This window comes from Erythrobacter oryzae (assembly GCF_030271515.1).
Classification (GTDB): domain Bacteria; phylum Pseudomonadota; class Alphaproteobacteria; order Sphingomonadales; family Sphingomonadaceae; genus Erythrobacter; species Erythrobacter oryzae.
Map to the genome: position 1 here is coordinate 571572 of NZ_JASCXI010000001.1, position 25111 is coordinate 596682.

24 protein-coding genes and 1 tRNA gene are annotated in these 25111 nt (G+C 68.7%); 6 read left to right on the forward strand and 19 right to left on the reverse strand.

Annotated features, from left to right (window positions below):
* Positions 1-111 precede the first annotated feature (111 nt).
* Positions 112-984, forward strand: coding sequence for a 3-methyl-2-oxobutanoate hydroxymethyltransferase (gene panB / locus PFX90_RS02855; RefSeq protein WP_285710345.1), 873 nt, complete (start codon positions 112-114; stop codon positions 982-984).
* On the opposite strand, the gene PFX90_RS02860 is transcribed toward panB, so the two are convergent.
* The 6 genes from PFX90_RS02860 to PFX90_RS02885 all read right to left on the reverse strand — a co-directional run bounded on the left by PFX90_RS02860 (position 981) and on the right by PFX90_RS02885 (position 9811).
* The gene (locus tag PFX90_RS02860; protein ID WP_285710348.1) at positions 981-1952 is read right to left on the reverse strand and encodes a bile acid:sodium symporter family protein; all 972 of its coding nucleotides are present in this window, start codon (positions 1950-1952) and stop codon (positions 981-983) included. The genes panB and PFX90_RS02860 overlap by 4 nt on opposite strands.
* Before the next feature lie 45 nt (positions 1953-1997).
* Positions 1998-3479, reverse strand: a complete 1482-nt coding sequence (locus PFX90_RS02865; RefSeq protein ID WP_285710350.1) for a tetratricopeptide repeat protein — start codon at positions 3477-3479, stop codon at positions 1998-2000.
* Entirely contained in the window at positions 3463-4827 is a 1365-nt protein-coding gene (prsR, locus tag PFX90_RS02870) for a PEP-CTERM-box response regulator transcription factor (protein ID WP_285710352.1), read from the reverse strand. The genes PFX90_RS02865 and prsR overlap by 17 nt, the downstream gene beginning before the upstream one ends.
* Entirely contained in the window at positions 4827-6947 is a 2121-nt protein-coding gene (gene prsK, locus PFX90_RS02875) for an XrtA/PEP-CTERM system histidine kinase PrsK (RefSeq protein ID WP_336426480.1), read from the reverse strand. The genes prsR and prsK overlap by 1 nt, the downstream gene beginning before the upstream one ends.
* Complete coding sequence (locus PFX90_RS02880; protein ID WP_285710354.1) at positions 6944-8329, reverse strand: TIGR03013 family XrtA/PEP-CTERM system glycosyltransferase; 1386 nt, start codon at positions 8327-8329, stop codon at positions 6944-6946. The genes prsK and PFX90_RS02880 overlap by 4 nt, the downstream gene beginning before the upstream one ends.
* A gap of 129 nt (positions 8330-8458) precedes the next feature.
* Positions 8459-9811, reverse strand: a complete 1353-nt coding sequence (locus tag PFX90_RS02885; protein ID WP_285710356.1) for a helix-turn-helix domain-containing protein — start codon at positions 9809-9811, stop codon at positions 8459-8461.
* 180 nt (positions 9812-9991) lie between these two features.
* Between PFX90_RS02885 and PFX90_RS02890 the strand changes: the two genes are divergently transcribed.
* Positions 9992-11590 (forward strand): isocitrate lyase, encoded by a 1599-nt coding sequence (locus PFX90_RS02890; protein WP_285710358.1) that lies wholly within the window; start codon positions 9992-9994, stop codon positions 11588-11590.
* Positions 11591-11699: 109 nt separating this feature from the next.
* Positions 11700-11885, forward strand: coding sequence for a hypothetical protein (locus PFX90_RS02895; protein WP_285710361.1), 186 nt, complete (start codon positions 11700-11702; stop codon positions 11883-11885).
* Positions 11886-11988: 103 nt separating this feature from the next.
* Here the strand turns inward: PFX90_RS02895 and PFX90_RS02900 are convergent, their stop codons facing one another.
* From PFX90_RS02900 to efp, 5 genes are all read right to left on the reverse strand, one after another.
* Positions 11989-13308, reverse strand: coding sequence for an amidohydrolase (locus PFX90_RS02900; protein WP_285710363.1), 1320 nt, complete (start codon positions 13306-13308; stop codon positions 11989-11991).
* Between the two features lie 199 nt (positions 13309-13507).
* Complete coding sequence (locus PFX90_RS02905) at positions 13508-15316, reverse strand: SLC13 family permease (protein ID WP_285710367.1); 1809 nt, start codon at positions 15314-15316, stop codon at positions 13508-13510.
* A gap of 167 nt (positions 15317-15483) precedes the next feature.
* Positions 15484-15568, reverse strand: a tRNA-Leu gene (locus tag PFX90_RS02910).
* Between the two features lie 210 nt (positions 15569-15778).
* Complete coding sequence (locus tag PFX90_RS02915; protein ID WP_285710369.1) at positions 15779-16597, reverse strand: inositol monophosphatase family protein; 819 nt, start codon at positions 16595-16597, stop codon at positions 15779-15781.
* Positions 16598-16604: 7 nt separating this feature from the next.
* Positions 16605-17168, reverse strand: coding sequence for an elongation factor P (gene efp, locus PFX90_RS02920; protein ID WP_066527865.1), 564 nt, complete (start codon positions 17166-17168; stop codon positions 16605-16607).
* Between the two features lie 183 nt (positions 17169-17351).
* On the opposite strand from efp, the gene PFX90_RS02925 reads away from it, so the two are divergent.
* Together PFX90_RS02925 and PFX90_RS02930 are read left to right on the forward strand one after the other, a co-directional pair.
* On the forward strand, positions 17352-17789 hold the full coding sequence (locus PFX90_RS02925) for an elongation factor P (protein ID WP_285710376.1): 438 nt from the start codon (positions 17352-17354) through the stop codon (positions 17787-17789).
* Between the two features lie 16 nt (positions 17790-17805).
* A complete protein-coding gene (locus PFX90_RS02930) occupies positions 17806-18531 on the forward strand; it encodes a haloacid dehalogenase type II (protein WP_285710378.1) in 726 nt (241 codons plus the stop codon).
* Positions 18532-18541: 10 nt separating this feature from the next.
* On the opposite strand, the gene PFX90_RS02935 is transcribed toward PFX90_RS02930, so the two are convergent.
* The 3 genes from PFX90_RS02935 to PFX90_RS02945 are packed head-to-tail and all read right to left on the reverse strand — an operon-like array spanning position 18542 to position 20840.
* On the reverse strand, positions 18542-19117 hold the full coding sequence (locus PFX90_RS02935; RefSeq protein WP_285710380.1) for a YdcF family protein: 576 nt from the start codon (positions 19115-19117) through the stop codon (positions 18542-18544).
* Positions 19114-19752: a thiamine phosphate synthase gene (gene thiE / locus PFX90_RS02940; protein ID WP_285710382.1), complete on the reverse strand. Its 639-nt coding sequence runs from the start codon at positions 19750-19752 to the stop codon at positions 19114-19116. The genes PFX90_RS02935 and thiE overlap by 4 nt, the downstream gene beginning before the upstream one ends.
* A 50-nt stretch (positions 19753-19802) precedes the next feature.
* Complete coding sequence (locus PFX90_RS02945) at positions 19803-20840, reverse strand: BPSS1187 family protein (RefSeq protein ID WP_285710385.1); 1038 nt, start codon at positions 20838-20840, stop codon at positions 19803-19805.
* Between the two features lie 138 nt (positions 20841-20978).
* Between PFX90_RS02945 and PFX90_RS02950 the strand changes: the two genes are divergently transcribed.
* Complete coding sequence (locus tag PFX90_RS02950; protein ID WP_285710388.1) at positions 20979-21386, forward strand: hypothetical protein; 408 nt, start codon at positions 20979-20981, stop codon at positions 21384-21386.
* On the opposite strand, the gene PFX90_RS02955 is transcribed toward PFX90_RS02950, so the two are convergent.
* The 5 genes from PFX90_RS02955 to PFX90_RS02975 all read right to left on the reverse strand — a co-directional run bounded on the left by PFX90_RS02955 (position 21371) and on the right by PFX90_RS02975 (position 24979).
* Positions 21371-21826 carry a hypothetical protein gene (locus tag PFX90_RS02955; protein ID WP_285710391.1) on the reverse strand — a complete coding sequence of 152 codons (456 nt, stop codon included), beginning with the start codon at positions 21824-21826 and terminating at the stop codon, positions 21371-21373. The two genes, PFX90_RS02950 and PFX90_RS02955, sit on opposite strands and share 16 nt — an antisense overlap.
* Positions 21827-21875: 49 nt before the next feature.
* A complete protein-coding gene (locus PFX90_RS02960) occupies positions 21876-22760 on the reverse strand; it encodes a fructose bisphosphate aldolase (RefSeq protein ID WP_285710393.1) in 885 nt (294 codons plus the stop codon).
* Between the two features lie 124 nt (positions 22761-22884).
* Positions 22885-23337, reverse strand: coding sequence for a PaaI family thioesterase (locus PFX90_RS02965; protein ID WP_285710395.1), 453 nt, complete (start codon positions 23335-23337; stop codon positions 22885-22887).
* Positions 23338-23341: 4 nt separating this feature from the next.
* Entirely contained in the window at positions 23342-23770 is a 429-nt protein-coding gene (locus PFX90_RS02970) for a nuclear transport factor 2 family protein (RefSeq protein WP_285710397.1), read from the reverse strand.
* A gap of 3 nt (positions 23771-23773) precedes the next feature.
* The gene (locus PFX90_RS02975; RefSeq protein ID WP_285710399.1) at positions 23774-24979 is read right to left on the reverse strand and encodes a phosphoglycerate kinase; all 1206 of its coding nucleotides are present in this window, start codon (positions 24977-24979) and stop codon (positions 23774-23776) included.
* Positions 24980-25111: the final 132 nt, after the last annotated feature.

A 25111-nucleotide genomic window follows, 5' to 3' on the forward strand; every position in this document is an offset into this window, starting at 1 on the left:
GGATCCCCCCCGCGCGATCGTCAGGCCGCAACGCTAGCGCAACAGGCACACAAGACAAGCGCCAATGCATGGGCTTTCCCCCGGGGCGCGCAGGCGCTAGACCCCGCGGCCATGTCCACGACCTTCCAGCTCGACACGAGCACGAGCCGCGCCAACCCCACGCCCGCCCCGATGCGGCGACTTACCGTGCCCGCGATCCGGGCGCGCAAGACCGACGGGGTGACGGGCGAACCGCTGGTGATGCTCACCGCCTACACCGCGCGGCAGGCGCAGCTGCTGGATGCGCATTGCGACCTGCTGCTGGTGGGCGATTCCCTCGGCCAGGTGATCTACGGCCTGCCCTCGACCGTGCCGGTGACGCTCGAGATGATGGCCAACCACGGTGCGGCTGTGGTGCGCGGGTCGTACCATTCGGTGGTGGTCGTCGACATGCCGTTCGGATCGTATGAGGCCTCGCCCGAGCAGGCCTTCGAGAGCGCGGCCTATCTGCTCAAAGCCACGGGCGCGGCGGCGGTGAAGCTTGAAGGCGGAGCGGCGATGGCGCCCACGGTCGCCTTCCTCAGCCAGCGCGGCATTCCGGTGATGGGGCACGTGGGCCTCACCCCGCAGGCCGTCAACGTGCTCGGCGGCTATGGCGCGCGGGGCCGCTCGGATGCCGAGGCCGAGAAGATCGTCAGCGACGCCAAGGCGCTGGACGAGGCCGGGGCCTTCGCCATGGTGATCGAGGGCGTGGTCGAACCTATCGCCATTGCCGCCACCAAGGCCGTCTCCTGCCCCACCATCGGCATCGGCGCCACGGCGCAGTGCGACGGGCAGGTGCTCGTGACCGAGGACATGCTCGGCATGTTCGAGCGGGTGCCGCGCTTCGTGAAGCGCTACGAGGACATCGCGGGCGTGATCGATCGCACCGTGGCGAAATATGCCGAGGAAGTGCGCGCCCGCAGCTTCCCGACGGCAGACCAGACCTATCAGCCCAAGGCCTAGGCGTTCTTCGCAAGCCGCATCGCCAACGGTGCCGCCAGCACCAGTTGCGCAAGGTGATAGAGGAGCAACGGCGCGATCACGAAACCGGCGCTCGCGGGCGGGAACAGGATCGCGGCGAGCGGCGCGCCGACCGCGACGCTCTTTTGCGATCCGGCGAAGAGGAAGGCGATCCGGTCGCCGCGCGGCAGGCCCATCAGGCCGCCCGTGCCCCACGCCGCGCCCAGCGCCAGCCCCAGCATCGCCAGCACCAGCACCACCAGCGCGGCCCAGTCGGTGGGCGAGAACATCGTCGCCAGCCCCTGCTCCACCGCACCCGAGAAGGCGACAAAGACCGCGATCCCGATCACCGAACGGTCGAGCCAGGCGGCAGTAGATTTGTGCGCGATCAGATGGTCGATGAAGCGGTCCTGCACCGCCTGCCCGATCGCGAAGGGCAGGACGAGGATCAGGAAAATGCGGCCGATCGCCTCCAGCCCCACGTCCGCCGCTCCCACCCCGCCCACCAGAGCAAAGAGCGGCGCGCTCACCGCTACGCCCGCAATGTTGATCAGCGCCGCGCCGACCACCGCGAGCGCGACATTGCCCTCGGCAAGGCTGGTGTAGGAGGTCGCCGATTGCACGGTCGAGGGCAGGCAGCCGAGGAACACGAAGCCCAGCGCCACCAGCGGCGGCAGCACGCTGCCCGCCAGCCATCCGAAGCCGAGGCCGAGCAGCGCCATCGCGCCGAACACGAACAGCATCAGCGGCCCGAAATAGCGCCAGTTGGCAATGCCCCGCGCGATCTCGCTGCGGCGGATGCGCATCCCGTTGACGAGGAACAGCACGAAGATGCCGACATTCGAGACCGTCGTGGCGGCGCTGCGCGCCTCGCCCGCCGCCGGCAGCACCAGCGCGAGCGCGGTCGCGATCACCAGCACGGCGATCATCGGGTCACGCAGGAAGGGGAAGATTTGCAGGACGCGGCGCATTGGTGCGGGCGTCCCTGCCCTCCCCGCGCGTCCTTGTCGAGCGCGCTATTTCGCCGTCAGGCGGCGCGGGCGCAATTCGGCGAGCAAGGCGGCGAAGCGCTCCCCAGCGCCATCATCGCCCGATTTGCGCGCCGCGCGCTCGCGCAGGGCAAGCAGCGCGGGATCATGGCCAGCACCCAGCGCCAGCGCATGGTCGAGCAGCAGAACCGTGCGCCGCCAGTCACCGCGCGCCGCCTCGCGATCGGCCAGCGCCGTGAGTGCGCTCGCATTCTCGGTCTCCCCCGCCACCTGCCGCGCGAGCAGCATCTCGGCCGCCGCAGGATTGCCGTGGCGCGCGAAGGTCCACACGGCCTTGCGCGTGAGCGGCCAGGGCCGCCGGGCTTCGGAGGCGAGCGCATAGACGGTGAGCGCCGCGCGCGGATCGCCCGCGCCCAGCAGTGCGTCTCCCGCCAGCGCGGCAGCGTCCGCCGAGGCGGGGAAGCGCGTGCGCAGCGCTGTCGCCTCGGCCCGCGCGCCTGCGGGATTGCCGCTCCACAACAGCTTGCGGATGGCATTGGTCGGCGGCGGCAGGTCGTCGCGAAGGCCCAGCAGCACGGGGCTCGTGCGGACGGGCGCATAGGCGCGCGCCAACAGCGGGGCCGCCGCGACTCGGTCGCCGAGGCGCTCATGCGCGCGGGCGACCAGCATGAGAAGATAGGGCGAGGCCTCGGGCAGGCTCGCCTCGGGGCCGAAACGCCGCACCAGATCGGCATCGCGCCCACCATCAAACATCGCCCGCGCCAGCAGCTCGCGCGCACGGGCATTGGCGGGCTGACGCGCCACAAGTCCTTCGAGGGTCGCCGCTGCGCTGTCTGCATTGCCTTCCTCGAGGCTGATCGCCGCATCGAGCAGCAGCGCCGCCGGAACCCCGCGCGCCGCCATGCCGCTCTTGCCGAGCAGGCTGCGGGCGATGGTAAACTGCCGCCCCCTCGCGGCGATGACGGCTTGCAGATAGAGCGCGCGGGTATCCTCAGACGCCACCTCGGCGAGCGCGCGCGCCGCCTTGAGGCTCGCGCGCGCTTCGCCTGCATCGCCAAGGGTTGCGGCATAGTCGGCGAGGGTATCGGGGTCCTCGGGATCGGCCTTCAATGCGGCCTCGAACCACGGAAGCGAATCCGCCGCCCCGTGCGCGTCACGCACCATCAGCGCCCGCAGCCGCAGCGCGGGGGCGTGGGCGGGGCCGAAGGCGAGCGCGCGGTCGGCGGCCTCCAGAGCGGTCAGATGCTCCCCGCCGCGCAGCCGCAGCCGGGCGATGGCAAGCCACAGGTCGGGGCTCTCGGGCGCGAGCCCGCGCGCTTCGTCGAGCAGCCGCCCGGCATCGGCGAGCTTGCCGTCGGCCATCGCCTTGTCGGCATCGCCCAGAAGCTGGAGGAAGGCCGGGCTGCCCTCCCCGATCCCGCGATGCGGGCGATGCGGAGGCGCCTGCGAACAGGACGCCAGCGCCAGCACCGCCGCAAGCGCGGCAAAGGTGCTAGACCTGAAGGTCATACTGCTTGAGGAGGTCGTAAAGCGTCGGGCGGCTGATCCCGAGCAGCTTGGCGGTGCTCGAGATATTGCCCTCGCTCCGCGACAGCGCATGGCGGATCACGCGGCGGTCCGTCGCCTCGCGCGCGGCCTTGAGGTTGAGCAGCTGCGCATCCTCGTCCTCGCGGTCGGCAAGGTCGAGGTCCTCGGCATTGACCAGCTTGCCATCGGCCATGATCACCGCGCGCTTCACGCGGTTCTCGAGCTCGCGGACATTGCCCGGCCAGTCATGCGCGTCGATCGCGGCGAGCGCGTCGGGGGCAAAGCCGGTGACGGCGGGGTTCATCTCGGCGGCAAAGCGCTTGAGGAAGGCCTTCGCCAGCAGCACCGGATCGCCGTGCCTTTCGGCAAGGCCGGGGATGCGCACGACGATTTCGGCGAGGCGGTAGAACAGGTCTTCACGGAACGACCCTTCGGCGATCATGCCTTCGAGATTCTGGTGCGTGGCGCACACGATCCGGGTGTTGACGGAAATCGCCTTGCGCCCGCCGACGCGCTCGATGGTGCGCTCCTGCAGGAAGCGCAGCAGCTTGACCTGGAGCGGCAGCGGGATGTCGCCAACCTCGTCGAGGAACAGCGTGCCCCCATCGGCGCTTTCGATCTTGCCCTCGGTGGTCTTGACCGCGCCGGTGAAGGCGCCCTTCTCGTGGCCGAAGAGCTCGCTTTCGAGGAGGTTCTCGGGGATCGCGGCACAGTTGATGGCAACGAAAGGCCCGCCCGCGCGGTCGCTCGCATCGTGGAGGCCTTTCGCCAGCAGTTCCTTGCCCGTCCCGCTCGCGCCGAGCAGCATCACCGAGACCGAGGTGCGCGCCACGCGCTCGATGGTGCGCGCGACTTTCACCATTTCGGGCGCGCCGGTGATCATCCGGCCGAGCACGGTCTTGTCGGCGCTGGCCGACGCGACGAGGCGGCGGTTCTCCTCCTCGATGGTGCGCAGATTGAAGGCGCGGCGCACGATCAGGCCGAGGGCGTCGATGTCGATCGGCTTCTGGTAGAAATCGTAGGCCCCGCGCGCGATGGCCGCCAGAGCGCTCTCGCGCGCGCCGTGGCCGCTGGCGACGATCACCTTGGTGTCGGGCTTCAGCGCCATGATCGCATCGAGCACCGCGAAGCCCTCGGTCGTCCCGTCGGGATCGGGCGGCAGGCCGAGATCGAGCGTCACCACGCCCGGCATCTCGTGGCGCAGCGCAGTAATCGCGCTGTCGCGGTCGCCCGCGATCACCACCTCGAAATCGTCATAGGCCCACTTGAGCTGCGCCTGCAGGCCCGGATCGTCTTCGATCACCAGCAGCACGGGCTTCTTGTCTGCCATCACATGGCCTCCTTGATTGCAGCTTCTCCGCCAGCTTCCAGCAAGCGCACCGCCTCGGCGAGCGGGAGGGCGACCGCGAAGCGCGTGCCCAGTCCCTCGCGGCTTTCGACCGAGACCCGCCCGCCCATCGCCTTGACGAGCTCGCGCGCCTCGAAGGCGCCGATGCCGAAGCCGCCGGACTTGGACGAGACGAAGGGTTTGAACAGGCCGGTGCGAACGAATTCGGGGCTCATGCCGTGGCCCGAATCGACCACCTCGATGTGGCCCGAAAGCCCCTCGGCGCTGACGTCAAGGAAGACCGGCGCGCCGTTCTCGCTCGCGTCGATCGCGTTCTGGACAAGGTGGATCAGCGCCTGCTCCAGCGCCTCGCGGTTGCCCATCACGCGCACCGACTCCTCGCGGGTGAGGTGCACGGGATGGACCCCGGCAAAGCGCGCCGCGATCCCCTTGGCGAGCGCCACCAGCTCGATCTCGCCGCTCGCCGAGGCCTGCCCTGCCCCGTAGCGCCCGAGGCGGGCTAGCAGCGCGGAGAGCTTGTCGGCGGAGTTGCGCAAGGTCACCAGCATGTCGGCGCGGAAGGCGGGATTGTCGGCGTGCTTCTCGGCATTCGCCGCCAGCAGCGAGAGCTGGCTGACGAGGTTCTTGATGTCGTGCATGACGAAGGCCATGCGGCGGTTGAATTCGTCGAAGCGGGTCGCGTCCATCAGCGCCTGCTGGCCGGCCTGTTCGGCAAGGTAGCTCGCCAGCTGCTGGCCTGCGACGCGCAGGAGGTCGAAGTCCTCCCAGTCGAGCTGGCGCGGGTTGCGCGGGCGGGCGAGGACGATCACGCCGACGAGGCGGTCGAAGTGGATCAGCGGCACCAGCGCCCAGGCGTCCTCGGCCTCCATCAGCCATTCGGGCACCTGCGCGCCCTCGCCGTGGTGGTCGATCCCGCCGCGCGCCTCGTCCAAGGCGAGCACCATGTTGTGCTGTTCCAGAAGGGCCGAGAGGCCGAACTCGCCCGCGACGGCAGGGACGGCGATGGTCGGCCAGTTCCAGCGCGCGGTAAGCTCGAGCTGGGCCTGTTCGTTGGGCATCAGCAGCAGGCCTGCGGGGCTTTCGGTGATGTCGGCGAGCGCTTTGACCACGCGCTCCTCGAGGCTCGCGCCGCCGGTCCCGCCGCGGCCTATGGTGCGGGTGAAGCGCAGCCATTCCTGGCGGTAGTCGTAGCGGTGCTGGAAGAGGTGCTTGGTGGCAGTGACGCGCAGCCATCCGCGCAGCCGCGGCGAGGGCAGCGCAAGGCCGGCGGCGACCAGCGCGGCGACCACGAACACCGCCTGGCTCGCCCGCGCGACATCCCCGCCGAGCAGCGCGAGCGACTTGGCGATCAGCACCATGCCCGCCAGATACCCGCCGATCAGCAGCAGCGAGAGGGTGCGGAAGGTGACCGCGCGCGAGGGGCTGAACTGCACCCGCGGCCCGGCCGCGTTCATGCCGAGCGCGAAGATCACCGCCATCCCGCCCGCGACCAGCCCGCGCACGTCATTGAGCACCGCCGGCATCGCCCCGCCCAGATAGGCGAGCGTGTGGAGGTTCAGATCGTAGGCAAAGATCCCGGTCAGCGCCATGCCGGTCCAGCGCAGCACCGGGCGCATCCCCGCCGCCGCGCCCGCATAGAGGTTGTGGAGCAGCATCAGCGCGCCGATCGCCACAAGCATGTCGATCAGCACGCGCGCATCGAAGGCGGCCTTGGCGACCTCCTCACTGCTGCCGAGCGACAGCCCCATCCACAGCACCACCAGCTGCAGCAGTTGCACCAGCACCAGCGCGAGGATCACCGGGCGCACGGGCTTGAGGCTGTTCGAGCGGCCGTCGGCGGCAAAGAGGCTGAAGATCGTCGCGATCAGCGCAAGGTTGCGCGCCATGCCTGCGATGATCGCCGCGCCGTGATCGGGGCCGAGCGTCGCGGCGAGCGAGCACCACACGGCGCTCGCCGCCGCTGCCGCCATCAACCCGATACGGTCGGGGCGCGCACGCTCGCCGTTGCGCCAGATCCACAGCAGGGCGCCCGCGCTCAGCACCGCCCCCGCGATCCACGCGAGCAGGCCCGCGAGCGGCAGCATGGCCTCGGGCCAGATCACCGCGCGCCCTCCGGCCACAGGATCACGCGCAGGGTCTGCAAGAGGATCACGAAATCGAGGAAGGGCGTATAATTCTTGGCGTAGTAGAGGTCATACTCGAGCTTGCAGCGGCTGTCCTCGACCGAGGCGCCATAGGGATAGTTGATCTGCGCCCACCCGGTGATGCCGGGCTTTACCATGTGCCGCTCGCCATAGAAGGGGATCTCCTCCTCGAGGCTCTCGACGAAGGACGGCACTTCCGGGCGCGGGCCGACGAAGCTCATCTCGCCCTTGAGGACGCTCCAGGTCTGGGGCAGCTCGTCGATGCGGACCTTGCGGATGAAGCGGCCGAGGCGGGTGATGCGCGGATCGTTTTCCTCGGCCCACTTGGCCCCGTCCTTCTCGGCATCGGTGCGCATCGAGCGCAGCTTGATCAGCGTGAAAGGCTCGCCGTAGAGGCCGACGCGCTTCTGGCGAAAGAAGGCCGGGCCCTTGCTGTCGAGCTTCACGAGGCCGGCGAAGAGGATGATGACCGGCAGCGTAAGCGCCAGCAGGATCAGGCTCGCGGTGATGTCGAAGATGCGCTTGACCGCGCTCGAGAACATCCGGCTGCTCGAAAAGCCGTCGGAGAAGATCAGCCAGCTGGGGTTGATGGTTTCCAAGTCGACCCGGCCGGTTTCGCGCTCGATGAAGCTCGAGAAATCGTTGACGTGGACGCCCTTGGTCTTGATCCGCAGCAGGTCCTTCAGCGGCAGCGCATTGCGGCGCTCCTGAAGGGCCAGCACCACCTCGGAGACGCCGAGGTTCTCGACGAAGCGGCCGAGATCGTGGATCGCGGCGCGCGGGATGGCTTCCTCGACCACGCGGTTCTGGTCGCTCATGGCGATATAGGCGACGATGGCAAAGCCGGTCTCGGGCTTCTCGCCCAGCTCGCGCAGCCGCTGCGCGCGGTCGCCTGCGCCGAGCACCATGACGCGGCGGCGGAAAGCCGAGGAGCCGAGGAAAGAGTTGAGCAGCAGCCGGTCGGCGACCAGCACCAGGATCGCGAGGCCCATCGTGTAGAGCAGGGTCGAGCGCCAGAACATGTCGCTGCGGATGACGAAATCGATCACGGCGAGCGCGATGATGCCGAGGCTGATCGCCACCAGCACGCGCGCCCCGGCAAAGCGCAGGGAGCGCAGCGCATAGGGCCCGTAGACCCCGACAGCGATCATCGCGAGCCAGATCACCATCGATGTGCCGATCAGCGCCCAGCTGCGCCCGCCCAGCTCACCCAGATCCATCCCGATCTGCGCCGCGCGCCATTGCCAGGCGATCTCGCTCGCCAGCACCAGCAGCGCAAGGTCGAGCAGTCCGAGCAGCAGCACGGCGTGGGGAATGTAGTGCTTGAACAGGCGGATCATTGCGGACGGGGCCTCTGGAGCATGCCCCGAGACTTCTACGACCCAGACCTTAAGTGTCGGTAAATTTTACACCCCACTGTAAAGCGCGCGCATTTCTGCGGGGTGCGAGGGTTAACGCAGGATTTCCGATCAGACGCGCGGACGCGGCAGGGTGCTGGCCAGACGTGCCGGGGCTGGGTTGAGGCACTCGGCTTTCCCGCAACGCCCGCAGGGGCTGCCGAGCGGCACGGCGTCGAGCCGGTCGAGCGAGATGCCGCGCGCATGGGCAAGGTCCCCGGCAAAGCGCGCCTCGATCCCCAGCACCACCGCGCGCCGGCCGGCGCACATCACCCCGTCGCCATCGACGGTGCGGGTGATGGTGAACCAGTGACGGCCAGAGCCCGCCCCCTCGCCCTCGCCGAAGGTGGCGGCCTGGGTGAGGACGGTGCCGGGCCGCTCGAAGGCGGCATAGGGCACCCATGCGGGCCAGCGCGCGCCCTCGAGCGGATAGAGCGCCCCGCTCCCCCCGGCGGTGAAGCGGGTCATGCGCCCGGTGCGGTCGATCACCGCCATGAAGAACGGCAGCCCGCGCTCGCCGACGCGGCCCAATGTGGTGAGGCGCTCGGCGACCTGATCGAAGCTGACGGCAAAGCGGCGTTGCAGCACCGCGAGGTCATATCCGGTCGCCTCGCAGGCGCGCAGGAAGCGGCGGTAGGGCAGCAGCAGCGCGCCCGCGAGGTAGTCGGCGATGTGCTCGCGCAAGGCATCGCGCGCCTCGGGGCTGGCGAGGTTCGCGCCTGCGACGATGGTCTCGATCCCTTCGCGCATTTCGAGCTGCCCCACCTGCCGCGCGATCTGGAAGCGGCGCGCGGCGCCGGGGAGCATTTCGGAGAGCTGCAACTGGCGGGCATGCAGATCGAGCCGGTGGACCTGCCCCGGCATCACCTCGGCGGGCAGGATGCGCACTTGCAGCTGGTGCTTCTCGCGCAGGCGCTCCGACAGGGCAGCGCTGATTTCTCCGCGGCTGAGGCGTAGTTCGTCGGCAAGGTCTTCGGCGGCGTGGTCGAGGTCGGAAAAATGGTTCTGCCAGCGCTCGATCGCGCGGCGGACAGCGGTGGCGGCATCCTCGGCGACCACGCGCTCGCCCCCTCCCCCGCTATCGTAGAGCCGCGCGAAGGCGGCGGCGACCTGCGGGGCGGCGGCGAGGAATTCCTGCAACTCCTCGCGGTCGATCCCAAGGTCGGCGAAGCGCTTGTCGGCCATGCGCCGCGCCATACCGTCAAGCCCGCCGATGGCGTCATCCTCGCGCAGGGAGCGCGGGTCGAAGTCGAAACGCTCGATCACCTGCACCAGCACGCGCGCCGAGAGCGGGCGCTGGTTCCTCTCGATCAAATTGAGATAAGAGGGCGAGATGCCGAGCAGGCTCGCCATGTTCGCTTGGGTCAGGCCCTCGCGCTTGCGCAGGCGGCGCAGGGCGGGTCCGGCGAGGAGGGTGTCGGTCATGTGCCTTTGTAAACTTATTTACCGATTGACACAAGATCGCGGGCAATTGTCCGCATAGCGACACGATTTTCTGTAATTTTCCCTGTCATGCTGCGCCGCACAAGCGCAAAGGCTGCCCATCCCGGCGGCGCGAGTCCTCAAAGGCCCTCGCCCTCTCCAGAGGACGGACAGGAGATGCACATGACCTACCAGAACACCATCACCCAGATGCGCGATGTCGTCGCCGCAAACGGGCCGAGCTGGGCCGCAATCGATCCCGAAAGCGCCGCGCGCATGGTGATCCAGAACCGCTTCCGCACCGGCCTCGACATCGCCAAGTACACCGCCAAGATCATGCGCGCCGACATGGCCGCCTATGACGCCGACCCGGCGCAATACACCCAGTCGCTCGGCTGCTGGCACGGCTTCATCGCGCAGCAAAAGCTGATCGCGATCAAGAAGCACTTCGGCTCGACCAAGCGCCGCTACCTCTACCTCTCGGGCTGGATGATTGCCGCGCTGCGCAGCGAGTTCGGCCCGCTGCCCGATCAGTCGATGCACGAGAAGACGAGCGTTCCCGCGCTGATCGAGGAGCTCTACACCTTCCTCAAGCAGGCCGACGCCCGCGAGCTGGGCATGATGTTCCGTGCCCTAGACGCCGCCCGCAAGGCCGGTGACGCGGTCGAAGCCAAGCGCATCGAGAACGCGATCGACAACTACGAAACCCACGTCGTGCCGATCATCGCCGACATCGACGCCGGCTTCGGCAATGCGGAAGCGACCTACCTCCTCGCCAAGAAGATGATCGAGGCGGGCGCCTGCGCGCTCCAGATCGAGAACCAGGTCTCGGACGAAAAGCAGTGCGGCCACCAGGACGGCAAGGTCACCGTGCCGCACGAGGACTTCCTCCAGAAGATCCGCGCCTGCCGCCACGCCTTCCTCGAAATGGGCGTGGAAGACGGGATCATCGTCGCCCGCACCGACTCGCTCGGCGCCGGCCTGACCAAGCAGATCGCCTTCTCGAAGGAGCCGGGCGATCTGGGTGACCAGTACAACAGCTTCCTCGATGCCGATGAGGTCGATCCGGCCAACATCACCAACGGTCAGGTCTTCATCAGCCGTGACGGCAAGCTGCTTGCGCCCAAGCGCCTGCCCTCGAACCTCTACCAGTTCCGCGCCGGCACGGGCGAGGACCGGGTGGTGCTCGACTGCATCACCTCGCTCCAGAACGGCGCCGACCTGCTGTGGATCGAGACCGAGAAGCCCCACGTGGAACAGATCGCGGGCATGGTCGACCGCATCCGCGAAGTCGTGCCGAACGCCAAGCTGGTCTACAACAACTCGCCCAGCTTCAACTGGACGCTCAACTTCCGCCAGCAGGTGTTCGACGCCTGGGAAGCGGCCGGCAAGGACGTGTCGGCCTATGACCGTAGCCGTCTGATGAGCGTCGACTACGACGGCACCGAGCTGTCGGACGAAGCCGACGAGAAGATCCGCACCTTCCAGCGCGACGCCGCTGCGCGGGCGGGCATCTTCCACCACCTCATCACCCTGCCGACCTACCACACCGCCGCGCTCTCGACCGACAATCTCGCCCGCGAATACTTCGGCGAGGCGGGCATGCTCGGCTACGTCAAGGGCGTGCAGCGCGAGGAGATCCGTCAGGGCATCGCCTGTGTGAAGCACCAGAACATGTCGGGCTCCGACATCGGTGACGATCACAAGGAGTACTTCGCCGGTGAAGCCGCGCTCAAGGCCGGCGGCGTCCACAATACCATGAACCAGTTCGAGGCTGCGTAAGCTTCGTAAGGGTGGGAGAGAATCCCGGGAGGATCGGAGAATCCGGCCTTCCGGGATGCCCTTGAACCGCCTAAGGCTGGCCGGGTGACATCACCCAGCGGAGAGTGACATGACCGATACCGACACCCCCAAGACCGAGCCCGCCCGCGCCCGCGCGCTGCTCTCGACCGCCGACATGAAGCTGCTGCGCCGCGCGCTCGAAAGCCACGCCCGCGCCACCGAAGACCGCGAGGAGCTGGCCAAGATCAACGCCCTGCACCATCGCCTGGGCACCTACGTTCCGTCGGGCGAGTAAGCCCGGCACCACAGTTCTCCTGGGGAGGAGAAACGGCCGTCGGAGCGCCCCCACAGGGGCAGCGCTCCGGCGGCCGAATTTTTTTAGGGGGCGAGCGCGGCGCCTACTTCTTCTCCATGATCTTCAGCGTCGCCGCCGTAAGCGCCTCGGTTGCGGTCGCGATCACCACCGGCGCGTCGGGCGCCCAGAACGGCGAGTGCAGCGAGGGGAGTTCCACCTCGCCCTTCTGCGCCTTCTCCCACTGGTCCTTGGGCACCCCGCCGACCCAGAAGATCAGGCTTTCGACATTCTCGCGGTCGGCGCGGTAGTAGCGGCTGAAGTCCTCGCCGCCCATCACCGCCGGGGTTTCCATGATCCGCTCCCCGAACCGGGGCTTGAGGCCCGCGATCACCTGTTCGGTGAATTCCGGCGTGTTGTAGGTCGCGGGCGTATAGGGATCCTGCACGGTGACCTTGGGCATCTTGTCCTCGGGCATGCCGGCCGCAATCGCCTCGCCGCGCGCGATGCGGGCGATGCCGTCGAGCAGGTGCTTCCTCGTCTCGTCAGAATAGCTGCGCACCGTCAGCTGGAGCCGTGCCTGATCGGGGATGATGTTGTGCTTGGCCCCCGCCTGGAAGCTCCCCACCGTCACCACCGCAGGATCGGACGGGTTCTGCTCGCGGCTCACCAGCGTCTGCAAGCGCATGACGATGCTTGAGGCGATGACGATCGGGTCCTTGGTGGTGTGCGGATAGGCCCCGTGCCCGCCGACGCCGGGCACCACGACATCGACCGAATCGACATTGGCCAGCGCAAAGCCCTTGGAATAGCCGATCATGCCTGCCGGAAACTGCGCGGCATCGTGGAAGGCGAGCACATAGTCGGGCTTGGGGAAGCGCGTGAACAGGCCATCGTCGAGCATCGCCTTGGCGCCCTGCCCGGTCTCTTCGCCGGGCTGGAGGATCATCACCAGCGTGCCCGACCACTCGGCCTTGCGCGCTGCCAGCAGCTGCGCCGTGCCGATCCAAGCGGTCATATGGGTGTCATGCCCGCAGGCGTGCATCACCCCGGTCTCGGTGCCGTTCTGCGCCACCGCGCGCCTCTTCGAGGCGAAGGGGAGCCCGGTCTGCTCGACCACCGGCAGCCCGTCCATGTCGGCGCGCAGCATCACCACCGGGCCGGGGCCGTTCTCCATCACCGCGACCACGCCGGTCTTGCCGACCCCCTCGGTCACCTTGAAGCCCAAGGCGCGGGCGCGGGCGGCGAGCTTCTTCGGGGTCTCGACCTCCTGCATGCTCAGTTCGGGATTGGCGTGGAGGTCCTTGTAGAGCTCGACCAGCGCGGGGAGGTCCGCCGCCACCGCATCGCGCAACTCGTCGGCCTCAGCCGGCACCGCCCCCAAAGCCAGCACGCTCGCCCCCGCCAGCATCGCCACCATCCGCATCGCTTGTCCCCTTGTTGAGCCTTCGTCCCGCGCCCCCGTGTTGGAGACACATGAGACACTGTCCTCGGCCGGAAAACCCTGCCCGCTTGCAGCCCGTCCATTGAGGCCCCGGAGTGCACGAAACAGAGGCGGGCGGGCGATCATGGCCGCACCATGACACAAGCCGCCCCCTGTAGGAAAGCGCCGCCTGCGCGCGCGCTCACATCCCGTACCACAGCACCAGCAGCACCGAGAGCACCGCCACCATGATCCCCACCAGCGGCGTGCCCGCGCGCACATAGTCGCGGAAATCATAGCCACCCTCGGACATGATGAGGAGGTTGGTCTGATAGGCGATCGGGGTCGCGTAGCACAGGTTGCAGCCGAACAGCACCGCGAGCACCAGCGGTTCGGGCGGCAGGCCGAGCTGGCGCGCGATGCTGAAGGCAATCGGGGTGCCGATGGTCGCCGCGGTCGCGTTGGAGGCGAAGTTGGTGAGCAGCGTCACGAACAGCATGATCGCTGCCAGCACCAGCGCGGGAGGAAGATAGGCAAGGCCCAGCGAAAGCGCCTCGCCCAGCCACGCGGCCGCGCCGCTTTCGTCGATCACCCGGCCGATGGCGAGGCTCGCGGCGATCAGCACGATCACCTTGGCCGACAGCGCCCGCCCGACCCGGTCGAACTGGACGCAGCCGGTGACGAACATCGCGATTGCCCCCGCCAGCGCGGAAATGGCGATCGGCAGCTTGATCGGCGCATAGGCACCGCTTGCATCGAACCAGGGCAGGCCGAGCGAGGCGGTGGCGATCGCGCCGAGCATGATCGCGCCCGCCAGCACCGCCTTGGAGCGGCGCGGCAGCTCGCGCGCACCCTCGAGCCGCAGCAGCGCGTCGCTGCGGGCGAAGGCGGCGAGATCCTCGGCAAGGCCGATCGCCAGCAGCACATCGCCCTCGCGGATCGCGGTATCGCCGCGCGGGGTATTGCTGTCGCGCCCCGGGTGGTGGATGCCCAGCACCGCCACGCCGTAAAGGTCGGCGATGGCCGAACCCTCGAGCGAGCGGCCGACAAGCCGCGAATCCGCGGTGACGGTCATCTCGACCGCGACGACATCCTCCCCGCGCGCTGCGGAGTTGCGGCGGATGCGGTCGATGATCCACTCGGGCGCCAGCGCGCCCTTGAGCGTGCGTGCCGCATCGGCAAGGGCATTGTGGGTGCCCGAGATTGCCAGACGGTGTCCGGCCGCGAGCGGCCCGGACCGGCCTTCGTGGACCGTCAGACCTTCGGGCAGACGGGTGCCGATGTCGGCCATCGTCCCTGCTCCGGCAAGCCGCAGCCGGGTGTGGAAGACGCGCTCGGCCTGATCGGGCGCGGCGGTGTTGTCGCGGAGCATCCGCGGCATCACCAGCCACAGGTAAGGAATCGCGGCGAGCCCCGCGACCAGCACGATTGGCGTGAACTGGAACACGCTGATGGGCGCCATCCCGAGATCGTCGGCGATACTCACCACGAGGATATTGGTCGAGGTGCCGATGGTGGTCGCCATCCCGCCCAGCAGCACCGCGGTGTTGACCGGCATCAGGATCTTCGAGGACGGCATCAGGCCCTTTGCGCCGATCGCAGCGATGATCGGGATCAGCAGCACCATCACGGGCGTGTCGTTGACGAACATCGAGAGGAAGAAGGCGAGCAGCAGCGCGGTCAGAAGCCCGGTCTGCGGACTGAAGCGGAACACGCGCTCGAGCATCCGCGCGAAGGGTTCGAGCGCGCCGGTCACCACCAGCCCGCGGCCCATGATCATCAGCGCGCAGATGGTGATAAGCGCCGCATGGCCGAACCCGCCGAAGGCGAGCGCGAGGCCGTCGGTCGGGCGGGTATCGGGGAGCGGCGCGAAGTAGAGCCCGACCGCGATCACCGCGATGGTGACGAGGCTGATGATCTCCTCGCGGTAATTCCCGCGCGCGAAGGCGATGAACATGGCGATGGTGACGGCCATCGCGGCAATCGCGTGATAAGACGGGGGGGCCAGCATAGGGTGCCGCGACGCTAGGCGGCCCTGCGGCTCAGCATGCTAACCCATGTTAGGGGTGCCACTCTGCGAGCGATCTCGGACCCGCAAGGGTCCGCAAGGCCAACCGGCCGCCCGCAGGTGCCCCGCAGCGAAGCGGAGGGATCAGCACTGAGGAAAAGCGAAAAACGTGGTGCCCCTGGCCAGACTCGAACTGGCACATCTTTCGATAACCGATTTTGAGTCGGTCGCGTCTACCAATTCCACCACAGGGGCGCCTGAGCGAATGCCTCGCGCTGTTAGCGGGGGCAAATCCGGCTGGCAAGCGCTGCGCGACAGTCCCTCCCCGTTCGCCCCGCGAATGGGGAGGTGGCACCGCGCAGCGGTGACGGAGGGGTCTTTCGTGTTGACGGGGTCACCCCTCCGTCAGCCGCCTTTGGCGTCTGCCACCTCCCCATTCCGTTGGAACGGGGAGGGACTGAAGTGTCAGCGCAGTGCGCCGGCCAGAAGCTTGTGCAGCTTCGAATGCAGCGCGTCGTTGGCGGCGAGCACCTGCGCCGAATGGATCGCCTCGCTGCGCCCGCGGAAGTCGGACACGAAGCCGCCCGCCTCGCGCACCAGCAGGCAGCCGGCGGCGGTGTCCCAGTCGGACAGGCCGCTCTCCCAGAACCCGTCGAAGCGCCCTTGGGCCACGTAGGCGAGGTCGAGACTGGCGGCGCCGAAGCGGCGGATCCCGGCGACCTCGGGGCCGATGGCGCCGAAGATCTTGCTCCACTCGCCAAAGTCGCCGTGGCCGAAGAAGGGCACGCCGGTCGCCACCAGCGCGTCCGACAGGCGCGAGCGGGCCGAGACGCGCAGGCGCGCATCGTGGAGCCACGCGCCGCGCGACTTCTCGGCCCAGAAGGTCTGGTCGGTGATCGGCTGATAGACCACGCCCGCAACCACATCGCCCCAGCCCTTGCCGTCGGGGCGCGGTTCCTGCGCGGCGATGGAGATGGCGAAGTGCGGGATGCCGTGGAGGAAGTTGCTGGTGCCGTCGAGCGGATCGACGATCCAGCGCGGCATGCCGGGGTCGCCCTCGATCACGCCCGCCTCTTCCATCACGAAGCCCCATCCGGGCCGCGCGGCGGTCAGCTCGTCATAGATCGTGCGCTCGGAGCGCATGTCGGCCTTGCTGACGAAATCGGCCGGGCCCTTGCGGGAGACCTGCAAGTGCTCGACTTCGCCGAAATCGCGCCGCAGACGCCCGCCCGCCTTGCGCGCAGCGCGTTCCATGACGCGGATGAGGCCGGAAATAGCTGCCATGTGCTGCTTAACCCGCCTTGCCGACGTAGGCCTGCTCGTAGACATCGACGATGATGCGCGTGCCGCTGCCGATGTGCGGCGGGACCATGATGCGCACGCCGTTGTCGAGGATCGCGGGCTTGTAGCTCGACGAGGCGGTCTGGCCCTTCACCACGGCGTCGGCCTCGACGATGGTGGCTTCGACCTGCGCGGGCAGTTCGACCGAGATCGGCTTTTCGTCCCACAGTTCGAGCGCGACCTGCATCCCGTCCTGCAGGAAGGGGCGCGCATCGCCCAAGAGGTCGCCGGGGAGCGTGATCTGCTCGTAGGTGTCGTTGTCCATGAAGACGAGATCGTCGCCCTCGGCATAGAGGAACTGGAAGTCCTTCGTATCGAGGCGCACGCGTTCAACGGTGTCGGCGCTGCGGAAGCGGACGTTGGTCTTGCGGCCATCCTGCAGGTTCTTCATCTCGACCTGCATATAGGCCCCGCCCTTGCCCGGCTGGGTGTGCTGGATCTTGGCGACCTTCCAGATGCCGCCTTCATATTCGAGAATGTTGCCGGGGCGGATATCGACGCCGCTGATCTTCATGGCTGTGGGCCTTTTTACGAGGTGGAAAGAGCGTGCGGGCGGGCGGCCGGGAAGGCGCCGCGCCCGCGAAAGATGCGCGCCCATAGCCGAGCGGCGGCGGATCGGCAAGCGCGGGCCGGGCGCCGCGGCGCACGCGTGGTTAATGACATGGCGCAGCCCCGCAGCCGGTGGTAGAGCGCCCCCATGAAGACCCGCTACGTGTTCCTGTTGGTGGCCAGCGCCGCCGCCACCGCCGCCGCCCTCCTGCCGAGCCGCGGGAACGGGCAGGACCAGTCCACGCTGCGCGCCGCCTCGCGCCCAGCGGCTTCGGCGGGCACGCCCTCGGGCGGGATGCTCGGCATCCTGCGCCACGGCAACTGGGAATGCGCGCTGCCGGGTGATGCGGGCGGCAATGCCTTCGAGCCCGTCGCGGCCGAGGCCTTCCGCATCGGCACCGCCTCGAGCTACGAGAGCCCCGCCGGCAACGGCATCTACCTTTTGCGCGGCACCGAAGTGGTCTTCACCCGCGGTCCCAAGAAGGACCAGCGCTTCAAGGTGCTGGGCGAGAACACGCTCCAGAAGCTGGCCGCCGATGGCAGTCTCAGCAAGATGATCTGCACCCGGGTGTCGAGCGGGAACTGACCGGGCCTCGCCTGCGATGACCGCCCCGTCCCTGCCCAAGGCCCTCGCCTTCGACGTCTTCGGCACGGTGGTCGACTGGCGCACCAGCGTGACGCGCGAATCCGCCGGGTTTCTGGCGCAGATCGGCGAGGACCCGGAGGATGCTGCCGCCTTCGCCGATGCATGGCGCTCGCAATATATCGCGGCGATGGTGGGGATGCGCAAATCAGGCCGCGCTTTCGTGCCGCTCGATGTGCTTCACCGTGAGATGCTGGAGAGCGCCCTGCGTGAACGGGGAGTCGATCCGGCGGGGCTCGACGAGGGCCTGCTCGCCGACTGGAACCGCGCCTGGCACCGGCTCGACCCGTGGCCCGATACGGTCGAGGGCTTGAGGCGGCTGAAGACCCGCTTTCCTATAGTCACCTGCTCGAACGGCAATATCGCGCTGATCCTCAACATGGCGCGCCGCGCGGGCCTGCCGTGGGACGCGATCCTCGGGGCGGAGGTGAGCGGGGCCTACAAGCCCGACCCGCGCGCCTATCTCCATACTGCCGAGGTGCTGGGGATCGCACCGGGTGAGCTGTGCCTCGTCGCCGCGCATCACGGCGATCTGGCGGGGGCGCGGAAAGCCGGATTGCTCTGCGCCTATGTCGACCGCCCGGACGAATACGGCGGCGCGCCCGCGCCCGACGCGCATTACGAACAGGCGTGGGAGTGGTCCGCGACCAGCTTCATCGACCTCGCCGACCAGCTGGGCTGCTGACGCGAGGGCGCTACATCCCCGTCAGCCAGAAGACATGCATGAACCACACCTCGCGCGCGAGGAACGGGACTTGCGTGCCGAGGCTGCGGTAGCGGGTGGTGGGCGTGGGCGATGGCTGCGGGTCGAAGCCCTCGGCAGCCGCCATCGCCATGGCGCGGCGCATGTGGAGCGGGTCGGAGACGATCAGCACCGGCTTGCCCCGCCTCGTTCCCAGCACCCGCGCGGCATTGGCGAGGTTCTGGCGTGTGGTGCGCGAGCGGTCTTCGATCAGGATCGCCGCTGCGGGAACGCCATGCGCTTGCAGCCAGACTGAACCTGCCGCCGCCTCGGACACTCCGTCCTCGGGCGAACGCCCTCCGGTGACCAGCACCCGCGCCGTCCGTCCCTCGCGATAAAGCCGCGCCGCATGATCAAGCCTCGCGGCAAAGACCGGTGACGGCTTGTCCCCGATCACCGCCGCGCCCATCACGATGGCAGTCTCGCCGCGCTCCTTGCCCGTCACAGCCGGGCCGACCGCGATCCACGCCGCAACCGCGCCGAGCCACAGGACAATCGCCCCCGCCGCGAAGGCGAGGCGGCGCTTCACCCCCGCATGACCTTGGCGAAGGCCTCAATCGCGGCGACCTCGTCCCCGCCCCACACGGCGTGGGAGACCGCGAGGAAATCCGCCCCTGCCTCGACCAGCGGCTGGCAGTTGTCGGGCGTGATCCCGCCGATGGCGACGCAGGGGATTTCGAACAGCTGGGTCCACCACTGCAGCAGTTCGGGCTCCGGGCGTTCCGCATCACCCTTGTCCTTGGTGGCGGAGGGGAAGAACGCCCCGAAGGCGACGTAATCCGCCCCCGCCTCGCCCGCTTCCATCGCCATGTGGCGGCTGGCGTGGCAGGTGACGCCGATCTGCGCCTCGCGGCCCAGTTCGGCGCGCGCCTCCTTGGGCGAGCCGTCGTCCTGCCCGAGATGCACCCCGTCGGCCTTCAACCGCTTGGCTAGCGCGACCGAATCATTTACGATGAAGGCCACGTCATGCGCGGCGCAGATGGCTTGCAGGGGCGCGGCGAGGCGCGCGGCCTCGTGCTGGTCCACCCCCTTCACCCGGAACTGGAAGGCGGTAACAAGATCGCCATGCCGCCGCGCGCCGGCAGCCAGCGCCCGCTCGAGCCGCGCGGGAAACTCGCCGCCGACGTCGAGGGGGGAAATGAGATAGAGCTGTGTCTGGGTCATCCGAGGCGCATTAGCCGATTTCGCGGCAATGTCAGCCTGCGTCCGCGATGTCACGGAAAGGCGAGGTAGTTCCACACCGGCGCAAACACCGGCCGGCCCTGCGCGTCGCGCGGGGTCACGCTGTCGAGCACCGGCGCGCCGTGGGCGGGCGAGGCGCTGGGGCCGGTGGGGTTGGGATTGGGCGCGGCGGCGGTCGTCAACCGCCGGGAATTGCCGAAAGGCGCCGCGCTGCCGTCGACGCTGGTGAGCGGCCCGAAGGCGCCCATCCCGATCGCCTCCCACGCCCGGTTGGCCGTCGCCAGTGGGACCAGCGGGTCATCGACATGGATGAAGCCATATTGCCGATCGGCCGGGGTGACATTGGGAAGCGACAGCCACGGGGCGGTGCTGGCCGGAGCCAATCCAGAATCGGCGGGCGCGGCAAACATCACCGCCCTGTCAAGCGCCACCAGCTTGGCAAAATAGCCCGCATGGCCCCCACCCTGCGAATGGCCCGCGATGGTGATCCGGCTCCAATCGGGCCGCCCGCCGCTGAGGAACTGCCCCCAGCCTTCCGCCGGGTAAGTCCGCTCGAGGAACTGGAGCAGCACGGTCAACCGGGTGATGATCGCATTGGCGGCGTTCACCGCCACCAGCGGGCTGGTATCCTCGCCGGTGATGATCTCGCGCCGGACCTTGCCCGTGCAATCGGGATCGACCGAGCTGCCGCACAACCGCTCGACCGCCTCGTCATTGGGATAGGTGAGCCCGAGCGCATGATAGCCGCGCGCCGCCCCGGTGCGCACGATGTCGCGGTAGACCGCCGGGATGCCGCCGGTGCCGGGCAGCATCACGAACAGGCGCCCCTTGGCAGGAACCTGCGGATCGGGGTTGATGACGAAGTGCGCCTGGAGATTGGTCGTGATCGCCGCGCTGGTGTCGGCGGGCAGGATATTGCGCTCGGTCGAGGTGGGCGATGGTGTCGGGGTGGGAGTGGGGCTCGGGGTAGGCGTCGGGGCAGGCGCGGGAGCGCTCCCGCCGCCGCCGCACGCCGTCAGCGCCAGAAAGGCCGCCAGAGCCGACGTTCTCGAAAGACTGCGCGCGATCATGGGGGGCTCCGGCGAGGCTGAGGGGTGTGCACAAGTTCACAACGTCCGGCAGCCCGGAACCCTTCGCGCCGTCGCGGAAATTCGAACACTTCGCCCTCGTTCAGGCGGCACTCAGGCACTGCAGGGCTTTTGCACGGCATGAACACGCTATTCCGCCACCTAAGCCCTACCCTGCTGCTCGCCGCCCTGTCGGCCTGCGCGGTGATTCCCGACACGCCGAGCCCGGAGAGCGTCGCCCTGCCGCAGGGCACCCCCGTCGCGCTCGGGCAAGCGGTGACGGTCGGCACCGTCGTCGCCACACCGATGGAGGTGGTCGAGGACAGCCGCTGCCCGATCAACGCGCGCTGCGTGTGGGCCGGGCGGCTGGTGGTGAAGACCCGCATCGACGGCCCCGGCTGGCGCGACACCGCCGATCTCACCCTGGGCGAGCCGTGGAGCACCCACGATGTCGTCCTCGCGCTGACCTCGGGCGAACCGGGCCGGATGGCGGGCGAAGGGCAGGAGACGCCGAAAGAGGCCTACCGCTTCACCTACGAGGCGCGCTGAGGGCTCACCGGCACGCCGCGCGCGGCCAGCGCTGCATCGAAAGCGGCAGGGTCATCGAGCCGGATGAACACCCGCGCCTTGCCGCGCGGCAGCGGCTTGGCGAGCACCAGGCAGCGGTTGGGATAGGCAATGCCGGAGAGCTTCAGCGCGTCCGCAGCCTTGTCGCCTCCCGCCTCCCATGCGGATTGGACCGCAGCGATATTGGCCAGCTCAAGCGTAACGTCGTGCAGGCTGCCGAAGTTGAGCACCAGCTTCCTGCCCTCGATCCGGTGCGGGCGGCGGGGGAGCGAGCGGATCAGGAGTAGGGTCCACAAGACCGCGCAACCCGACAGGATCGACAGCGGCCAGCCCACCGCGGGCCAGCGGGTCGCCACCAGCAGATGGACCGCAAACAGCTCGATCAGTGCCAGCGCGAAGAACACCCACAGGATCGGGGCCATCCCCCGGTGATAGGCAAATTCCGCCGGCTCGCTCACGCCCGGAGCAGCGTCACACGCTCGCGCTGGCGATCTGGTCGATCGCCTTGCCGAGCACCGTGTTGAACTCCTCGTCCGACTGGCCCTTGCGCAGGTCCTGCAGGAGCCCGCGGCTGAAGCTCGCGATCATGCCGGGGTTGTGCGAGAGGCGCGCGCAGGCATCGTCGGTCGAGAACCCGCCCGAGAGCGCGACGACGCGCAGCACCTTGGGGTGCTGGATCAGCGGATCGTAAAGGCCGGGCGTCGCGGGGATCGAGAGCTTGAGCATCACCTGCTGGCCTTCCGGAAGCGCATCGAGGTGCTTGAGGATCTCGGCCAGCAGCAGCGCCTCGCCCGCTTCGCGGTCTTCGGCGGTGATGTCGTATTCGGGCTCGATGATCGGCATCAGGCCCGCGGCGATGATCTTCGCGCCGATGTCGAACTGCTGGGCGACGACGGCAGCGATCCCTGCCGGGTTCGCGGATTTGATGACCGAACGCATCTTGGTGCCGAACATCCCCTGCGCCACCGACTTCGCCAGCAGCGCGTCGAGCTTCACCATCGGCTTCATCAGCTGCACCCCGCCCGCCTCGTCGGCAAGGCCCTCGTCGACCTTGATGAAGGGGACGATCCCGCGCGCCTTCAGCGCCTCGGCTGTGGGCTTGCCATCCACTTCGCCGTCCATGGTCTTCTCGAACAGGATCGCGCCGATCACCTTGCCGCTGGAAAAGCAGGGGCTGGTGATGACGCGGGCGCGCATCGCGTGGATCTGGGCGAACATCTCCTCGTCGCCCGACCACTCGCTGTCATCCACCCCGTAGCCCCGCAGCGCCTTGGGGGTCGAGCCGCCCGACTGGTCGAGCGCGGCGATGAACCCCTGTCCGGTGGCGATGCGGGTCGTCATTTCGAGGGTGTTCATGGCAAGCGTGTCTCCAAGTCGCGAGAGGTGGTGTCGTGCGGCCCCTGAGGTCAATGCATAGGTATGCACAAACTGCTCTACGGGCCATTAGCGAGGCCTTCGGGATGCTGCAACCGCGAAGAATTCAGCGCTTCGACAGCCGCCGGATGATCCCCGTGAAGCTCAGCGCCGGCTTGCCGTCGCCGGTCACGAGCCCGCGCACGAAGATCGTCTTGCCGCCGCCGCGGGTCACTTCCCCGCGCGCCTCGACCAGCGCACCTTCGTTGATCGAGCCGAGGAAATCGCCCGACAGGTTGAGCGTCACCGCATGATCGCCCCGGAGCTCGTCGGTGGCGATCGCGAACAGCGCGAAGTCGGCGAAGGTCATCATGCAGCCGCCATGCATGAAGCCGCCGCCGTTCATGTGGCGCGCCTCGGCGCGGAAGGCGCTCACATAGGAGCCGTCCGCCTCGCGCCGGTGGTAGAACGGGCCCGAGCGGGTCTCGTAAGGGTCGCCCAGCCAATATTGCCACCCGGCGAATTCGCCCTCTTCCATGGTGGTCAACTGGCCGAAGCTCTGTTCGTTGGCGTCGCTCATCGGATCACTTCCACAATTGCAGCTTGGCGACGGCCGAGGCGAGGCCTTGGTCCGGGTCCTGCCGCGCGAGGCTCAGGTCGGCGAGCAGCAGCTTGCTCGACCAAGCGCTCTTGCGGAACAGCGCCGAGACGAGGAAGGCCCCCGTCCACGCCCGCCCGCCGAGGGAAAGGTCGAGATCGGCCCCCGCCACGAACCACGCCGCATCGCGGTGCTTGCGCGCGATCACCTCGCGGAAGGCGAAGCGGTTGCAGGTAAAGCCGCGCTCCATCGCAGCAAGGAAACTTGGGCGATCAAGCAGTTGCGGCGGAGTGCTGCCGACGAGCATGAGGAAGTCCTTGCCCGTCAGCTTCTTCATCGCCTTGGCATCGCCCGCCACCCAGGCGCGCATCGCGCCGAGCGCCAGCGCCTCGATCTCGGCTTCACTGACCGCCACGGATCAGACCTCGAGCGCGGCGACGCCGGGCAGGACGTTGCCTTCCATCCATTCGAGAAATGCGCCGCCAGCAGTTGAAATATAGGTGAAATCCTCGGAGGCCCCGGCATGGGCGAGCGCGGCGACCGTGTCCCCGCCCCCGGCCACGCTGATGAGCGAGCCTTCGAGCGTCAGCGCCGCCGCCGTGCGCGCGAGCGCCACCGTCGCCGCGTCGAAGGGCTCGGTCTCGAAGGCACCCATCGGCCCGTTCCACACCAGCGTGCGGCAGGTCTTGAGCACATCCGCCAGCGCCTCGACCGCCGTCGGGCCGACGTCGAGGATCATCTCGTCCTCGGCGACCTCGTGGACGTTGCAGACCCGCAAGGAGGCCGGGTTGGCGGCGAATTCCTTGGCGACGACCACGTCATAGGGAAGGTGCACGGTGCAGCCCCGCGCATCGGCCTCGTCCATGATCTTGGCGACCGTGGGGGCAAGGTCGTGCTCGCACAGGCTCTTGCCGACATTCACCCCGCGGGCGGCGAGAAAGGTGTTGGCCATGCCGCCGCCGATGATCAGGTGCTGGACCTTGCCGACGAGGTTCTCGAGCACGGCAAGCTTGGTCGAGACCTTGGCCCCGCCGACCACCGCCGCGACCGGCTGCTCGGGCGTGCCGAGGGCTGCGTCGAGGGCCTTGAGCTCGGCTTCCATCGACCGGCCCGCATAGGCGGGAAGCCAGTGCGCGAGGCCCTCTGTGGTCGCGTGTGCGCGGTGGGCAGCGCTGAAGGCGTCGTTGACGTAGAGCGTCCCGTGCGCGGCGATCGCCTGTGCAAGGTTGGGGTCGTTCTTCTCCTCCCCCGGCCAGAAGCGGGTGTTGTCGAGGAGGCCGATGTCTCCGCTGCGCAGGATGCTGCTCACCGCCTGATCGACCACAGGCCCGGCGATCTCGGGGATGAACATGACTTCCTTGCCCAGCACCGCTTCGACATCGCCGATCACCATGCTGGTCGAAAGCATCGAGGAGCGCTGCCCTCCCGGGCGGCCGAAATGCGCCAGCAGCAGCACCTTGGCCCCGCGGCCCGCGAGCTCGAGGATGGTCGGCTTGACCGCCTCGACCCGCGTCACGTCGGTTGCCGAGCCGTCCTTCATGGGAAGGTTGAGGTCGACGCGGACGAGCGCGACCTCGCCGGTGAGGTCGGCGGGGAGGTCATCGAGGGTCTTGAACTTGGGCATTGGCTCACTCCTTCTCCCCTCCCGCTCGCGGGAGGGGCCGGGGGTGGGCACGAGCGTGGCGCAGGCCCACCCCGCTGCGACTAAGCCCCGGATCAAGTCCGGGGCAAGTCTCGCTCCCCTCCCGCAGGCGGG

Coding starts and splice junctions, on each gene's coding strand:
- PFX90_RS02925 (WP_285710376.1), top strand. CDS start 17,352: ATGAAGACCCGCTACGTGTTCCTGTTGGTGGCCAGCGCCGCCGCCACC.
- PFX90_RS02915 (WP_285710369.1), bottom strand. CDS start 16,597: ATGGCAGCTATTTCCGGCCTCATCCGCGTCATGGAACGCGCTGCGCGC.
- thiE (WP_285710382.1), bottom strand. CDS start 19,752: ATGACCCAGACACAGCTCTATCTCATTTCCCCCCTCGACGTCGGCGGC.
- PFX90_RS02890 (WP_285710358.1), top strand. CDS start 9,992: ATGACCTACCAGAACACCATCACCCAGATGCGCGATGTCGTCGCCGCA.
- PFX90_RS02975 (WP_285710399.1), bottom strand. CDS start 24,979: ATGCCCAAGTTCAAGACCCTCGATGACCTCCCCGCCGACCTCACCGGC.
- PFX90_RS02865 (WP_285710350.1), bottom strand. CDS start 3,479: ATGACCTTCAGGTCTAGCACCTTTGCCGCGCTTGCGGCGGTGCTGGCG.
- PFX90_RS02905 (WP_285710367.1), bottom strand. CDS start 15,316: ATGCTGGCCCCCCCGTCTTATCACGCGATTGCCGCGATGGCCGTCACC.
- PFX90_RS02945 (WP_285710385.1), bottom strand. CDS start 20,840: ATGATCGCGCGCAGTCTTTCGAGAACGTCGGCTCTGGCGGCCTTTCTG.
- prsR (WP_285710352.1), bottom strand. CDS start 4,827: ATGGCAGACAAGAAGCCCGTGCTGCTGGTGATCGAAGACGATCCGGGC.
- PFX90_RS02930 (WP_285710378.1), top strand. CDS start 17,806: ATGACCGCCCCGTCCCTGCCCAAGGCCCTCGCCTTCGACGTCTTCGGC.
- PFX90_RS02880 (WP_285710354.1), bottom strand. CDS start 8,329: ATGATCCGCCTGTTCAAGCACTACATTCCCCACGCCGTGCTGCTGCTC.
- PFX90_RS02955 (WP_285710391.1), bottom strand. CDS start 21,826: ATGGCCCCGATCCTGTGGGTGTTCTTCGCGCTGGCACTGATCGAGCTG.
- PFX90_RS02900 (WP_285710363.1), bottom strand. CDS start 13,308: ATGCGGATGGTGGCGATGCTGGCGGGGGCGAGCGTGCTGGCTTTGGGG.
- PFX90_RS02965 (WP_285710395.1), bottom strand. CDS start 23,337: ATGAGCGACGCCAACGAACAGAGCTTCGGCCAGTTGACCACCATGGAA.
- PFX90_RS02860 (WP_285710348.1), bottom strand. CDS start 1,952: ATGCGCCGCGTCCTGCAAATCTTCCCCTTCCTGCGTGACCCGATGATC.
- panB (WP_285710345.1), top strand. CDS start 112: ATGTCCACGACCTTCCAGCTCGACACGAGCACGAGCCGCGCCAACCCC.
- PFX90_RS02960 (WP_285710393.1), bottom strand. CDS start 22,760: ATGAACACCCTCGAAATGACGACCCGCATCGCCACCGGACAGGGGTTC.
- PFX90_RS02950 (WP_285710388.1), top strand. CDS start 20,979: ATGAACACGCTATTCCGCCACCTAAGCCCTACCCTGCTGCTCGCCGCC.
- PFX90_RS02885 (WP_285710356.1), bottom strand. CDS start 9,811: ATGACCGACACCCTCCTCGCCGGACCCGCCCTGCGCCGCCTGCGCAAG.
- PFX90_RS02895 (WP_285710361.1), top strand. CDS start 11,700: ATGACCGATACCGACACCCCCAAGACCGAGCCCGCCCGCGCCCGCGCG.
- efp (WP_066527865.1), bottom strand. CDS start 17,168: ATGAAGATCAGCGGCGTCGATATCCGCCCCGGCAACATTCTCGAATAT.